At 70.4% G+C, this 14,410-nt stretch carries 13 protein-coding genes; 8 read left to right on the top strand and 5 right to left on the bottom strand.

Annotated elements, in window-relative coordinates:
• Positions 1–76: 76 nt before the first annotated feature.
• The 4 genes from ACZ49B_RS12435 to ACZ49B_RS12420 all read left to right on the top strand — a co-directional run bounded on the left by ACZ49B_RS12435 (position 77) and on the right by ACZ49B_RS12420 (position 4,102).
• Positions 77–724 (top strand): MFS transporter, encoded by a 648-nt coding sequence (locus tag ACZ49B_RS12435; protein ID WP_468304038.1) that lies wholly within the window; start codon positions 77–79, stop codon positions 722–724.
• Between the two features lie 213 nt (positions 725–937).
• Positions 938–2,086, top strand: a complete 1,149-nt coding sequence (locus tag ACZ49B_RS12430; RefSeq protein WP_468304036.1) for an ABC transporter substrate-binding protein — start codon at positions 938–940, stop codon at positions 2,084–2,086.
• 265 nt (positions 2,087–2,351) lie between these two features.
• Positions 2,352–3,458 carry a sensor histidine kinase gene (locus ACZ49B_RS12425; RefSeq protein WP_468304033.1) on the top strand — a complete coding sequence of 369 codons (1,107 nt, stop codon included), beginning with the start codon at positions 2,352–2,354 and terminating at the stop codon, positions 3,456–3,458.
• Complete coding sequence (locus ACZ49B_RS12420; protein WP_468304030.1) at positions 3,455–4,102, top strand: response regulator transcription factor; 648 nt, start codon at positions 3,455–3,457, stop codon at positions 4,100–4,102. The genes ACZ49B_RS12425 and ACZ49B_RS12420 overlap by 4 nt, the downstream gene beginning before the upstream one ends.
• Positions 4,103–4,362: 260 nt before the next feature.
• Here the strand turns inward: ACZ49B_RS12420 and ACZ49B_RS12415 are convergent, their stop codons facing one another.
• A complete protein-coding gene (locus tag ACZ49B_RS12415; protein WP_468304027.1) occupies positions 4,363–4,515 on the bottom strand; it encodes a hypothetical protein in 153 nt (50 codons plus the stop codon).
• Positions 4,516–4,588: 73 nt separating this feature from the next.
• Here ACZ49B_RS12415 and ACZ49B_RS12410 point away from each other — a divergent pair, with 73 nt between their 5' ends.
• Together ACZ49B_RS12410 and ACZ49B_RS12405 are read left to right on the top strand one after the other, a co-directional pair.
• Positions 4,589–4,750 carry a hypothetical protein gene (locus tag ACZ49B_RS12410; protein ID WP_468304025.1) on the top strand — a complete coding sequence of 54 codons (162 nt, stop codon included), beginning with the start codon at positions 4,589–4,591 and terminating at the stop codon, positions 4,748–4,750.
• A gap of 154 nt (positions 4,751–4,904) precedes the next feature.
• A complete protein-coding gene (locus tag ACZ49B_RS12405; protein WP_468304022.1) occupies positions 4,905–5,510 on the top strand; it encodes a transposase family protein in 606 nt (201 codons plus the stop codon).
• Between the two features lie 134 nt (positions 5,511–5,644).
• Here the strand turns inward: ACZ49B_RS12405 and zapE are convergent, their stop codons facing one another.
• From zapE to ACZ49B_RS12385, 4 genes are all read right to left on the bottom strand, one after another.
• On the bottom strand, positions 5,645–6,706 hold the full coding sequence (gene zapE, locus ACZ49B_RS12400; RefSeq protein WP_468304019.1) for a cell division protein ZapE: 1,062 nt from the start codon (positions 6,704–6,706) through the stop codon (positions 5,645–5,647).
• 103 nt (positions 6,707–6,809) lie between these two features.
• Positions 6,810–7,094, bottom strand: a complete 285-nt coding sequence (locus ACZ49B_RS12395; protein ID WP_468304017.1) for a PEP-utilizing enzyme — start codon at positions 7,092–7,094, stop codon at positions 6,810–6,812.
• A gap of 63 nt (positions 7,095–7,157) precedes the next feature.
• Positions 7,158–7,685: a hypothetical protein gene (locus tag ACZ49B_RS12390; protein ID WP_468304014.1), complete on the bottom strand. Its 528-nt coding sequence runs from the start codon at positions 7,683–7,685 to the stop codon at positions 7,158–7,160.
• Positions 7,686–7,763: 78 nt separating this feature from the next.
• Entirely contained in the window at positions 7,764–11,123 is a 3,360-nt protein-coding gene (locus ACZ49B_RS12385; RefSeq protein ID WP_468304011.1) for an ALF repeat-containing protein, read from the bottom strand.
• Positions 11,124–11,716: 593 nt separating this feature from the next.
• Between ACZ49B_RS12385 and ACZ49B_RS12380 the strand changes: the two genes are divergently transcribed.
• The gene (locus ACZ49B_RS12380; RefSeq protein ID WP_468304008.1) at positions 11,717–12,232 is read left to right on the top strand and encodes a hypothetical protein; all 516 of its coding nucleotides are present in this window, start codon (positions 11,717–11,719) and stop codon (positions 12,230–12,232) included.
• 308 nt (positions 12,233–12,540) lie between these two features.
• Positions 12,541–14,181: a trypsin-like serine protease gene (locus tag ACZ49B_RS12375; protein WP_468304005.1), complete on the top strand. Its 1,641-nt coding sequence runs from the start codon at positions 12,541–12,543 to the stop codon at positions 14,179–14,181.
• Positions 14,182–14,410: the final 229 nt, after the last annotated feature.

Below are 14,410 nucleotides of genomic sequence, written 5' to 3'. Positions count from 1 at the left end.
AAAACCCTCACTTTTATACGCGGCAAACTCTCACCTCGCGGCCGCAGATTTGATCCCCGAGTCCCTGGCGGCCTCGGTGAGCGCGCTCACCTACATCCTGGCCTTCGGCTCCGCCAAGGCGGTCGCCAACTTCTTCGCCGGCACCTTCCGCGACCGGTACGGGCACAAGCCCGTCCCCATCGGCGGCCGGCTCATCGCACTGCCCGTGCCCGCCGTGCTCGCCTGGGGGCCCACCTGGGGCTGGATCGTCGCCGCCCACATCCTGCTCGGCGCCTCCCAGGGACTGACCTGGTCCACCACCCTCGTCGTGAAGATCAACCTCGCCGGCCCCGAACGACGCTGCGTGGCCATGGGTTTCAACGAGGCCGCCGGATACGCCGCCGTCGCCGCCACCTCCATGGCCACTGGCGCCATCGCAGCCCTCGCCGGGCTGCGTCACGAGCCCTTCCGCCTCGGCGCCGCGCCGCGCACGCGGCCCTTGGTCTCGGCCTGTCGGTCTTCGCCGTACGCGAGACCCGTGAACGCGCCCACGCCGAAGCAGCCGTCCACTCCGCCCGGCACGGGACCGACACCCGCGTCCGACGCAACCGGCGACTCGGTGTTCCTCTCGGGCGCCGGCGGATCTCCGTCCGCAGTCGGGACATGCTGCCGACGCGGCCTGAGACCTTACGGCGAGGTGGACCTCCGTCTCCGTGAGTGTCACTCGATCACAGATGATCGGTGATCATGCGGTGGACGCAGCGCCCCGACCTGAGGTGACGTCAACCCCGGAGCTGGCAAGGACTGTTCAACCGTTCGGTTGAACGCGGGTTCCACCTCACGCACGTTTCTCGATCCATACGGACGACGCGGGGAGGCTCCCGGCGGAACCAGAATCACCACGAGCCACCGCGCCGAGAACCGCGCAGGTCCGCCCCATCAGAGAGGTCCCCCCAGAGTGTCCAGCTTCCTCAGCAGACGACGTGTCCTCACCGCCGGAGCCGCCCTCGGTCTCGGCGCTCTCAGCACGGTCGGCGCCAACGCGGCCCCCGCGGCCGAGTCCCGGAGCGCCACCGGCACCGGCACCGGCGCCGAAGAGAGCCGGACGCTCGACGAGCTGTACCGGGCCGCGCTCGCCGAGGGCGGCAGGCTCGTCCTCTACGCCGGCGGGGACACCGCGACCCAGCAGGACGGCACCAAGGCCGCCTTCCTGAACCGCTTCCCCGAGATCGATCTGAAGCTGATCGTTGACTACAGCAAGTACCACGACGTCCGCGTCGACAACCAGTTCGCGACCGACACCCTCGTACCCGACGTCGTCCAGCTGCAGACGCTGCAGGACTTCACGCGCTGGAAGGAGCAGGGCCGGCTGCTGCGGTACAAGCCGGCCGGCTTCTCCAAGGTCCACGACGGCTTCAAGGACCCGCAGGGCGCCTGGGTCGCCATCGGCGCGATCGGCTTCAGCTTCCTGTACGGCGTCGCCGCAGCCGGCTCGGACGCACCGCGGACCCCGCTCGATCTGATCGACCCGAAGTGGAAGGGGGGGATCGCGTCCTCGTACCCCCACGACGACGACGCGGTCCTCTACCTCTACAAGCTGTACGCGGAGCAGTACGGCTGGGACTGGGTGGCCGCCCTCGCCGCCCAGGACGTGCAGTTCGCCCGGGGCACCCACTCCCCCGGCCAGGCGGTCTCCGGCGGGGGGAAAGCGATCGGCATCGGGACCGCCGGCTCGCTCGTCCCGCGGGCCACGTCTCCCACCAAGTGGGTGGTCGCCGACGGTCACCCCTTCATGGCCTGGGGGCAGCGGGCGGCGATCCTCAAGCAGGCCGGCAACCCGACGGCCGCCAAGCTCTACCTGAACTGGCAGCTCTCGACCGCCACCCAGCAGGCCTCCTTCAACGGGTGGTCCGTACGCACCGACGTGACGCCCCCGGCGGGCCTGAAGCCCATCTGGGAGTACCCGAACGCGCACATCGACGGCTTCCCCCGGTTCATGGCCGACCGCGCCGAGGTCGAACGCTGGAAGCAGACCTTCGCCCTCTACTTCGGCGAGGTGAAGGGCGAGCCCACGCCCGGCTGGCCGGGGCTGCGTCCGGGCAGCTGACCGGCGGTGGCCCAGCCGATCCGCCCGCGCCCACACCGGACGGATCGGCTGGACCGCTCTTGACATGGCCCGTACAGACGGTCGATAGACTCGGGGACCTGTCCGATCGGACCAGTCCGCCCGAGGGGATCTGCCGTGCCCATCCGCGTTCCGCCGACCGTTCGCGGTGGTCGGCCCACCCTGGAACACGTCTCGCATCTCGTGTTCTTCCTGGTCGTCGGTGCCGCTGTGGTGCGGCTCATCGAGCTCAACGAACCGCTCTGCGGTGACGGTCAGCGGGCTGCTGGCACTGGCGTACGCGGGCGGCCTGGCCTGGTGGGACCGGCTCGGCCCGCTCGGTCGGCACGCCTGGTTCCCGACGTTGCTCCTGCTGTGGACCGTCCTCCTCCTCCGCACACCGCCGCCGTTGACGACCGCTTACGTCTGGTGTGCCGTCCCGCTCGCCTGCGCGGCCCTGCGCGTACTCGGCCGCCGCACCGCCGTGTTCGCAGCCGTCGCGATCACCTGCGTCCTCGTCGGAGCGCTGATCCGGTCCATGGACGGCCTCGACCCGGAGGCCCTCCTGGTCCCCGTGGCAGCCGTCTGGGGAACCGTTGCCCTCTACCGGGCCCAACAGCGGGACGCTGCTCAACGCCAGGCACTCGTCGAGGAGTTGAAAGGCACTCGGGACATCCTGGCGACCCAGCAGCGCGAGGCGGGCGCACTGGCCGAGCGCGCTCGGATCGCCGGCGACCTGCACGACACCCTGGCCCAGGAACTGGCCGGCAGCCTGATGCTGCTCCAAGCCGCAGAACGCGACTGGGACCGAAAGCCGAACACGGCACGCGCCCGCGTCCGCGCCGTGACCGACGGACTCGGCGTCAACATCGCCGAGACCCGGCGGATGATCCAGGACCTCACCCCGTCCACCGTCGCGGACACCGGCCTGGACGGCGCGCTGCGCCTGCTGTGCGTACGCTCCCAGGTGGACGGGACCGCGGCCCGGGTGCGGTTCAGATCGGTCGGGGAGAACCGGCCCGCCCTCGACGAGCACGCCGCCACCGCCTTGTTCCGGGTCGCGCAGAGCACGCTGGCGAACGTACGCGAACACGCCCGCGCCGTGAACGTCACGGTCACCCTCCACTGGCAGCCGAACGAGGTTCAGCTCGAAATGACCGACGACGGAACCGGATTCGACCTGACCGAGGTCTCCGTGCGCGTCTCGCTGCCCGGTCGCGGCTTCGGGCTCCCCGCCGCCCGGGCCCGCCTTCGCGAACACGGCGGTGACCTCGACGTCAGCAGCGCGCCGGGCCGGGGGACGACGGTCCGGGCCACCGTCTCCGCGCGGCCCCGGCATGCCGTCGCGCCCGTCCCCACGGCGGCCGCCGGATGACCGCCGGACAGCTCCGCGTGCTGATCGCGGACGATCACGCCGTGGTACGTGCCGGGCTGCGCGCGCTCCTGGAAGGCGAACCCGATCTCGAGGTGATCGCCGAAACCGGCAGCGGCGCGGAAGCCGTCCGGCTGACCTCGCAGTTGATGCCGGACATCACGCTGATGGATCTCCGGTTCGGGGGCTCGGGCGGCGGCATCGACGGCATCGAGGCCGTCCGGCGGCTCGCGACCGAGGCGCCGGGCGTGGCGGTGGTGATGCTGACCAGCTACGCCGGACGGGCCGATGTCGTACGCGCGCTGGCTGCCGGGGCGCGCGGTTACGTGCCTAAGGCCGGGCCACCCGAGGACCTGTTCCGGGCCGTCCGGGCCGCCGCCGCGGGCTCCGTGGGACTGGCGCCGGAGATCGTGGGTGAACTCGTCGGTCAAGTGGTCAGCCCGGCAAACGAGTTGAGCGGACGTGAGATCGAGGTCGTCGGGCTGGTGGCGGAGGGCCACAGCAACCGGGCCATCGCCGAGGCACTGTTCCTCAGCGAGGCCACCGTCAAGACCCATCTCGTCCGCATCTATCGCAAACTCGAGGTCGACAACAGGGCGGCAGCCGTGTCGGAGGCCGTCCGCAGGGGTGTTCTCGACCTCACCTGATCCCGGGCGAACGATCGGTTGCCGTAACCACGTACGGCTCGCCTGCCTGCGCGAATGCAGCAATCGCTCTGCGGAATCGCCACCAGCGGCGCCTCGGATGTCAGGCAGCCGGGCAGCGGCGGTCAGGGGATGAAGACGGCGAGCACCCACAGGTGGGGAACGGGCAGGTCGGGCAGGATCACGTAGTGGGCGATGGTTCCGGGCAGGGTGATCTCGCGGACGGAGTCGTCGAGATCATAGCGGTCGGCCTGGGGCCAGGATCAGGGGTCGCGGTTCGCCTGGTCGACAGCGTCCTGGAGGACCTTACGGTCCTGCACCGGCAGAGCGGTGCGGATCACGGCGGCGGTCGCGGCGGAGAAGCGGACCGGGTAGTGCTGGAACTGGAAGGCCTCAACGGCCGCGCCAAAGGCCACCGCATCGACATCGCCGACCCCCAAGAAGCGCCTCGCCCACGGCCGGGCCGCCCAGACAGTCCCGCTCGCCCTGATGATCCTCGTGATCAACCTGCAGATCCTGCACGACTGGACCCGCACCAGCAGCCCCGAACCCAGCAAGGCCGACGACGGTCCCGGCTACGACGGGCTCACCCCGATGCCGCTCACCACCCACGGGCTCCCCCGCCACCCGGCTGACAGAGCTATTGCATGAAGCGGATCAGTCCGGTTCGTGCGTCTCTTCCGTGACTGCGCGTCATGTCATGTTCTGGGGGCGGGAAGCAGTGCAGGCACGGTGCCGGTGATCATGTGGTTGTCGAGACCCATGAGAACCGAGCGAGACCGTGCCTGCCCCTTCATCATCCCCCATGGCCGTCGCGCTGGAGCAACTGGCCCGCGCCGAAGCCACATCGCCCCTGGCCGGGGCTGCCGGTCTGCGTCCCTTCTTGGACGCAGTGCCCGATCCACGCGACCGGCTGGGACGTCGGCATCCACTGACCGCGATGCTGTCGGCGGCAGCGGCGAGCGTACTGGCCGGCGCCCGTTCCCTTGCCGCGATCGGCGAGTGGATCAGGGGCGCACCTTCGTGGGCCGTCCGCGCGCTGGGCTTCGCCCCGGATCCGCTGACCGGGCAGGTGATGGTGCCGCACCCGGCGACCGTGCGCCGCCTGCTCGCGCGCGTGGACGGCGACGCGCTGGACGCCGCCATCGGCGCGTTCCTGTCCGCGCGGATGACAGCCGCCGGTGAACAGAGTCCGTTCCGGCCGATCGGCGTGGACGGCAAGGTCGTACGCGGCTCGCGCACCCAGACTGCCCCGGCGACCGCGCTCCTGGCCGCGATGGCGCACAGCGGCGAGGTCCTCGCCCAGCGTCAAGTCGCCGACAAGAGCAACGAAATACCCGCCTTCGCCCCACTGTTGGACGGCATCGACCTCACCCACGCCGGCAGCATCCGTCCGTACGACCGCTTCTGACGCGCAGTCGACCCCCTCGTGGCACGGCGGAACCCCCGCGTCCGCCGGGTCGGCGGCAGCGGTTCATTCTGCCAGCCTGACTGAACGCGTTCACTTCATTGAGGCGGCGCCGCAGTGCGGCCACGTGTCCTGGATCAGATCACCCGCTGGAGCAGCGCGAGGCGGCTCGCCGTGCGGTCCAGGTCGCGCGTCAGGGCCTGGTCGGCGGGGAGGGCGGCCAGCGGGTCGGAGCCGATGAGGACCAGCCGGACGTCCCGGTCGCAGGCGACGTCCACGAGGTTCGCGAACCGCTGCCGTCCGTCGGAGGAAGCCGCGGTCAGCGGGGGTACGCCGTCCAGGACGAGGGTGTCGAACCGCTCGGCGAGCGCCAGGTAGTCGGGGACCGCCGTCGTGGCCTCGCACAGCGCGTCGAAGCCGAACCAGACGAGTTCGCCGCGCACCGCGCGGGCGGGCAGCTCCCGCAGGTGGGCCTGGACCGCGGTGGCCTCCGCGGGCGCCGGGGCGGTGAGGCCGAGCGCGTCCAGAGCGGTGTGCCCGGCGGGCAGGCACAGGCCCGTCGTGAACCGGCGGCCGCCGCCCGTCGGCCGCGGCGCCGCGAGCCGGCGGAAGTCCACCGGACCCGTGACGTCCAGGACGTCCATCCGCTCCTCTATGAGAGTGATGGTCGGCTCGAACAAGTGGTGGTACAGCGGGTCCGGCATCAGCCCGGCGGGCGGGTAGTTGGAGGTGGTGACCAAGGTGATCCTGCGGTCCAGCAGCGTGCGGAAGAGGCGTGCGATCAGCATCGCGTCACCCGCGTCGTGCGCGTGGAACTCGTCGAAGACGAGGACCCGGCTGTCCCCGATCAGCTCGTCTAGGGCGCTGTCGACGGCGCTCTGCCCGTCGTGGCGGGCGCCCCGCCCGCCCACTCCGTCGTGCAGCCGCCGGAAGAAGTCGTGGAAGTGCAGGCGGCGTTTGCGCCCGGCCGGCAGGCCCTCGTAGAAGGTGTCCACCAGCCAGCTCTTCCCACGGCCCACCGGGCCCCAGACGTACAGGTCGCGGGGCGGTGCGGGGAACGTCCAGGCGGGGCGGGCGAGTTCGGCTGCCAGCCTGCACAGCCGCTCGACGGCGGGCTCCTGTGCGGGGGAGACGGAGAAGCCGCGACGCGCCGCGGCCTCGTGGAAATGGCGGCGCATGGCCTGGTCGTGCTGGGGCACCGGGCAGCTCATCCGTTCGTACGTGGGGTTTCGTCACCGTCGGAGCTCGTATCGGAGTCGTATCCGAATCGTGGGAGACGGTGTCGGGCTGTCGGCCGAGGGCTCAGACGGGATCGGGAGGGGCCGCGGTCGCCGCGTCCAGGACGTCCACCGTCCCGCGGCCGCCGTCCACCCGGATCCTGTCCCCCGTCCGGATCCGCGCGGTGGCGTTACCGCATCCGACCACCGCCGGAATGCCGAGCTCCCGCGCCACGATCGAGGCGTGCGAGAGGTTCGCGCCGACGTCCGTCACGATCGCCGAGATCCGCGTGAACAGCGGCGTCCAGCCGATGTTCGTCACCGTGGTCACCAGGATCTGGCCCGGCCGGATGACCTCGCCCTCCTCCACGGTGGCGACGACCCGTGCCCCTGTCCGCTGACGACGAAACGCCGGACTGCGGTGCTCCCTGCTTCAGCCCCGCCAGGCTTCCTCCACCGCCGCGCTGAGCCGGCGGCGCGTCATCCCGGAGCTCGGCCGTCCCAGGCGGCCGACCACCCGGGTCAGCCAGTCGGGGTCGCCGAGCCGGGGTGCTTCGTCCGCGGCGACGACCTGCGACAGCAGTACCTCCAGGAGGAAGGTGTCGAGGAGCGGGTAGGCGCGCGCGTGCCGGTCGAAGGTCAGCTTGCGGTCTTCGTAGGGGTGGCGGAGCGTCATGTCGAGGTGAGCACCACCACGCCCCTGCAAGGGACCGGGCAGGTTGCCGAGCATCCCCGCCAGCGTGTACTGCCCTGTACGCGGGTACCCGCGCCCGATGTAGACGCTGATCCCGAGCATGATCCGGGACCACGGGATCAACTTGCCGTCCTCGTCGCAGGCCTGCCGGTACAACCCCTCTGCACGGAATTCGACCCACGATCCGCCGGAACGGCCGGAGTCTCCGACCACCCAGACGTCTCCGGCCCGTTCGAGTGGCCCCAGGGCTGTACGCGTATCCACCATGGGCTCATCCGATCACATGGCCGGGGCCGGCGGCAAAGCGGCCGCCGGCCCCGGACGCGGTGTCTGCCTCTTACTCCTTTAGAAGAGGCTCAGGAGGCCGGTGACCGGGGAGATGAGGTCGTGGCCGAACTGCGTGATCTTCGTGGCCACAGGAGCCACCACCTTGCCGCCGACCTTGGCGAGCGCGCCGATCCACTGGGACTGGCCGAAGGTGATGAGGCCCAAGGCGGTGCCCGCGAGGGACGCCTTGAACTCGCTGCTCGTCCATCCGTAGGCGAATCCGTTGAGTACGGTGCTGATGGCGGACATTCCTACCGAGGCGATGCCGAATCCGAGGGCGACAGCCTCCAGGGGCGGGAAGAACAAGCCCGCGATACCGAAGCCGGCGGAGATGAAACCCTGGCCGATGCTGACGTAGTTGGTGGCGTTCGCCCACCACTTGACGTCCTTGTACCAGGGAACGTCGGGCTTGACGGTGTCGCTGTCGGTCGTGTCGGCCGGGTTCTTCCCGAGCCCCTTGGCCGTGCGTGCCTCCTCGGCCGCCTGCTTAGCCGCTGCCGTGATCTCAGCCGTCCGCTTGTCCTGGGCGATCTGGTGCGCCTGGCTCGCAGCGGCCGACGCCTCCTTCGCGTCCTTGCCGGCCTGAAGGGCGGAGGCGTGGGCGGAAGCGGCGGACGACTGGGCGGAGTTGGCGGAGGCGACCGCGCTGCGCGCGGAATCCAGGGCACGGCTGGCGGAGTAGTTCGCCGAGCGTGCGGCGGTGCGCGCGGCGGCGGCCGCCTGCTTGGCCCGGTCGGCCGAGGTCTGCGCGGACGCTGCCGACTTTTCGGCGTCGTTCGCGAACGTGTTCGCCTGCTGACGGGAGGTCTCGGCCTGCTTCGCCGACGCGACCGCCTTGTCGGCCCACTGCTGCGCTTCGTTGGCGGCGTCACGGGCGTTCGCAGCCGCCTGCTGGGCGCGGTGGGCGTTCTCCTCCGCCTGGTACGCGATCTTCGCGGCAGCCGCGATCGCGCCCTGCATGGCGGCGATGTGGGTGGCGGAATCGAAGTCGAGCAGAGCGGTCTTGTACTGGACCGAGGCGATGAAGTTGCGGCGAATCCACGCCGGGCCCTCCAACGCGGCCTGGGCGTGGGCCTTGGTGTACCGGCCACCCGAGGCGATGAGGGCCGCGGTGGCGACCGAGTCGTCCTCCCGCTGCGCCGCCTCGTGCTTGATGTTGATGAACTCGTACAGGGCCTGAGGGGTGCCGGCGTTCAGTGCCTCGGTCGCCGCCAGTTTCACCGCTTTGCCGGGGTTGCCGGCCAGGACGCGGCCTACCTGGACGCGGTTGTCCGTAGCGGCTGCCTGGATGGCACCGGTGACGAGGAACTGCGTGGCGGCTTGCGGGTCGGTACTGGCCACTGCCTTGGCCGCGGCATCGGCGATGTCCGGGGCGCAGGTTCGGGCGAGGTAGAGGCTGGTCTCCCGGTCGTCCTGCCGCTGGGCGATCTGCCGGTCGGTGTCGATCCATACGTGGATGTCGGAGTCCGTGCCGGCCAGGGCGAACCGTGCGGCCTCGAGGGACCAGGTGCCCTTGGAGCGCATCGAGGTGACGGCCGCCTTGCGTCCGAGGGCGGCGGCGAGGTTCGTGTCTCCTGCCTTGAGCGCCGATTCGGCCCGGGCTATGAGGTCCCTGTGGGCCTGCTCGTCCTGCGCGGCCTGGGTGCGCTTCTCGGTGAGCTCCGCCCGCTCCTGGTCCTCGATCAGCTTGAGCAGGCGGGTCTCCGCGACCGCCTGCTGGGCGTCCTGGTCGAGGCGCTGCCACTCGGCCTCGCGCGCGGCCTTCTCCACATCGACCGCCTTGCCGACGGCTTCGGTGGCGGTCTTCGCGGCCTTGCTGGCCTCGTTGGCGAATTCGGTCGACTTGTTCGCGTACTCCAGTGCCTGGCCCGCGTACTGGACGGCCCAGTCGGCGGCGGCCGCGGCCCTGTCGGCGTGGTCGGCCGCGTCGTTCGCCGCGTCGCGTGCGGTGCGGGCGGCGGTCGCCGCCGTGTTCGCGAGGGTCTGTGCCATTCCGGCGGCGTTGGTGGCGATCGTGGCGTTGGTGCTGGCGATCTGCGCCTCGCGCCGGGCCTCCGCGGCGTCCGCCTGGGCGGCGCCCGCGGCGTCGGCTGCCGCGGCCGAGGAGTTCGCGGCGCTGGCGGCGTTGCGTGCGGCCGACGCGGCGGAGGCTCCGGCCCCCGCGGCGTGCGACGCGGCGTCGGCGGCGAAATTGGCGGCGGTCGCCGCATTGCGCGCCTTGGACGCGGCGTTGCGGGCGGCGACGGCGGCCTCCTTGGCGGCAGCCGACTGGGAGGCGTCCTTGGACGCCGCGATGGCGGCGCCGTACGCCCGGGCCGCGGCGGAGCCGGCGGTGGCCGCCGCCTGGCTCGCCCCGGCGGCGGCGTACGCGGCGCGGCGGGAAGCCTGAACGGCGGCGTGGGAAGCGTTGGTCGCGACACGCGCGGCGTCGGCCGCACCCCGCGCGGCCTCGGCGGCGCTGCGGGCCGCCTTGCCCGACCTGGCCACGTCGTTCTGTGCCTGCTGGGCCTCGTACGCGGCCTTCTCCGCCGCGTCCTTCGCCTTCTGCGCGGCGTCTATGGCGCGGGCGGAGGCCTCCTCGGCCTGCTTCGTCATCGAGTCGGCCTTCTTGCCCTCGCGCTCGACGACCGCGACGAGTTCCTCGATCTTCGTGGCCTCCTGGTCACGGGCGCGTGCGATGTGCTGCCCCGTCTCCAGGAACCACTCGATGTCCGAGGCGGTACCGGACATGGCGCGGGAGGCGTACTTCTTCACCTCCGGACCGGCCTGGAAGGAGAGCTTGCCGACCTCGACGCGCATGTCCTCCAGGCGGGCGGTGTACTGCCCGTCGGTGAGGAACGTCTCCAGCGCGGCCTGGGTGCCGGCGTTCAGGGCCTCGTTCCCGGCGCGGTTCACGCCCTTTCCGCCGTTGGCCATCACGATGCCGGTGGCCACCCGCAAGTCCTCCGTGATGGCGGCCTTGAAGCCGCCCGCGAGGTAGGCGGTGATGGCGGCGTCGCCGCCGTTCATGGCGGCGCTGGCCTCACGCCGGATGCCCTTGCCACCCTGCGCCATGGATGTGGCGACGGCGACGCGGTTGTCCACCGCGGTCTCCGCGGGGAGCGTGACGGTCAGAAAGGTCTGGATGTCGGCGTCGGAGCCGGTCAGCGCGGCTTCCGCGGCGGCGCGGACGCCTTTACCGCCCAGCAGCCACGCCTTGACGACCTTGGCCCGGGGGGTGTTGGGCAGCCCGAACGGGTCGCTGCCGTCGCCTTCCGGCGGCGGAGTGTCGGCCCATGCGGCGGCGGGGTTGAGAACGAGGCTGGAGGTGGTGACGACAACCGTGGTGGCAGCGACGGCGGCGAGAACACGCCGCCGGCTCCAATAGGTGGTGTCCAAAACGGTCCTTCGGGATAGCGCCTGGCGGTCGACGCACAGACGGGAGCGTTTCGCCAGACAGCGAATTGTTTTGGCCGCGCCCATGCCCCCGGGCCCGTAAGGAAATCGGGCGGGGACACGACAGATGTTGATCGTGACCTTATGCGGCGAACAGCGTATTGAAAACCCGCAACACGCCGGAGAGCGAGTCGGCCTGATGCGTGGTCAGATTTGGAATCCCGCCTTCCGGTCAGGGGATTCGGAATTTGACCTTCCACTTCTTGACGCGAAGCATTCGGCGTGGCGCAAGTCACTCGCACCTTCGGTGGTTTGCCCCGATTTACACCCCGAATATCGTTGGACGAGGGTCGAGGGATAGTGCTTCCATACGGGAGCCGCGGGGTGTGCGGCTCACCTACCATTCCGTCACATCCCGTTCCCGGTCAGGGTTTACGGAACTCCGGCCGAGCAGTTACGATCCGGGCTGGGAGTGGGGGGCTTCCAGTGGGGGACGGGCTCGTGGAAGAGTCGTTTCCCGTTGGTCAAAAGACGTCCTTCAATCCAGCGTTGACGCATGCTTCGGGACTCCCCCGAAGCCGACGACTAGGACAGCGATGAAGGCACGTAAGGCAATTGTGCGAACTGTTGGCGCGGCCATGGGCGCGGGCGCCTTGGCGTGGTTCGCCATTGCGGGCGGCGTGACGGGCGCACCCGCCGCGGGCACCACCTCCATGAAGGCGATCGCCGACGAAGGCCCTGGCTACGCCGTCGAGGACTTCGCCTACCCGAACGCCGACAAGATCCTGGCGGAGCAGCACATCACGCTCAAGCGTGGCGATGGCCACATCCTCCTCGCCGACTGTGCGAGCGCGACCGACCTGATCGAGGTCTATGGCCGCAAGAACGAAAAGACCTGCTTCAAGGTCACCGGCAACAGCGGCTACCTGGCCCTGGAGATTCCGGCGGTCTACTTCATCAAGGGGAACAGCTACGCCGCCAAGGTGGAGATGTCGGCGGGCTCCCTGCAGAAGTCGTTCGACATCACGAAGAACGACTGGACCCCGGTCGGTGAGACCGCGGACGAGCAGGGCCGTGATTTCATGCTCATGGAAATCAGGACCTCCAAGTAGCACATCCTATGGCAAGCGATACTTTCCCTGTGCGGAGCCATCAACTCTGAATCCCTGATGCCCCGCGTACGGATTCGCTGAGCCGAATTTGATCTGCTCGCCTCCCCTGAGGCGCCGGATCGCCCCGGGAGATGCGTCGGCCTATCGCCGTTCGATCACCGTTCGTCTTTCGGTGGCGATCTCTCGAGGCGAAGAGTTGTCGACGAGACCCTTTGTCGCGCGACGCACAACGAGCGACAGCGGGAGAAGAAATCGCGGCAGCGCCCTCGCTCGCTTTTCTGCGCACCTGTTCAACCGAAGGAAGAAACATGCTTGCACACCGTCCGCGCTCGGCGCGGATGACGGGTCTCCTGGTTTCGGCGACCGCGGTTTCGGCGGGCTTGATCCTGCCTGCTCCGGCGATGGCGGTGACTGGTCCGGAGGCCGCTGCGGGTCAGTTCGCGTCGGTGGTGCGGCTGAATGTCGGTGACGAGGCCAACTCGCGTGGTTGCACCGCGACTCTGGTCGATGAGTCGTGGGTCGCGACGGCCGGGAGTTGTTTCGCGGCCACGCCCGGTCAGCAGGTTCCGGCGGGGAAGCCGGCTCTGAAAAGCGCGGTTACTCTCGGCGACGGGAAGGTCGTCGAGGTGGTGGAGCTGGCGCCCCGCACGGACCGTGACCTGGTTCTCGCGCGTCTGGCCGAGCCTGCCAAGGGTGTCGTGGGTGTCAAGCGTGCGGCTGCTGCTCCTGGTGCCGGTGCCGCCCTCACGGCGGTCGGGTTCGGGCGTACGAAGACGGAGTGGGTTCCGGACAAGCTTCACACGGGCGCGTTCACGGTCGACTCCGCCGCCGCGACCTCGCTGGCCGTCACCGGCAAGGGCACCGACGTCCTGTGCAAGGGCGACACCGGTGGCCCGCTCCTCAATGCGGCCGGTGAGCTGGTGGGTGTCAACAGCCGTTCCTGGCAGGGTGGATGCCTTGGCAGCGCCGTAACCGAGACCCGTACCGGCGCCGTCTCCTCACGGACCGACGACCTCGGCGACTGGATCCTGCAGGTGCGGTCCACGACGCCCGGCTGGAAGACCGAGGCCCTCGTGCAGGCGGGCACCAGCCTCTACCAGGGCATCCGCCTGGCCGACGGAACCTGGACCGGCTTCACCGACGTCCAGGCCAAGGCCGGGACCGTCCCCGGCGGCGTGCGTACGGCCGCCGTGGCCGGGATGGGCAGCGACACTCACGTGGTGGCGCTCGGTGGCGACGGGCGCCTGCGTCACACCATCCGCAAGGCGGACGGCAGCTGGGGCGCCTTCGGTGACCTCAGCGCCGAGGCCGGCGTCCTGAACAACATCACCCAGGTCTCCACCGTGTCCATCGGCAACGACCTCCACGTCGTGGTGGTCGCGGGCGGCAAGGTGTTCCACACCATGCGCAACGCCACGGGCAACTGGACCGGCTTCGGTGACGTCGCCGCCGCCACCGGCCCGATCGGCACCGTCACCTCCGTCGCCACGGCCAGCGCCGGGGGAGAGCTCCACGTCGCGGCCGTCACCGGCGGCAAGGCCTTCCACACCATCCGGCGCACCACCGGCCACTGGGCCGTGTGGGGCGACGTGTCCCAGGCCGCCGGCGCCACCGGTCCCATCACCTCCGTGGCGATGGCCGGGGCGGGCAACGACACCCACATCGTCGTCGCCACGGACAACGGCACCCACCAGTACCACTCCATGCGTTACGGCAACGGCACCTGGGCGCCCTTCGGTGACCTGAAGGACTACGTCGGCAACGTGACGGCCAAGTCCGTCGCCGCGGGCACCGTCGACGGCGAGCTCCAGCTCGCGGTGACCACCGGAGACAACCGGATGCTGTACGCGATCCGTCACATCGACCGCACCTGGGCCGGGGCCACGCCGGTCACCGCCCAGGGCATCACCGGAACCCTCGGTTCCATCTCCCTCGCCGGCACCCTCTGACACCCGAACTCGGCCCTCTGCGGCGCCGTATGGCGCCGCGGAGGCCGGCTAGCGGGTGCGCAGTGCATACTGAAGGAAGAAACATGCTTGCACACCGTCCGCGCTCGGCGCGGATGACGGGTCTCCTGGTTTCAGCGACCGCGGTTTCGGCGGGCTTGATCCTGCCTGCTCCGGCGATGGCGGTGACTGGTCCGGAGGCCGCTGCGGGTCAGTTCGCGTCGGTGGTGCG

The sequence above is a fragment of the Streptomyces sp. NPDC031132 genome (assembly GCF_055570595.1).
Note: the sequence above shows the minus strand (reverse complement) of the source record. Positions and strands in the feature narration are given on the sequence as shown.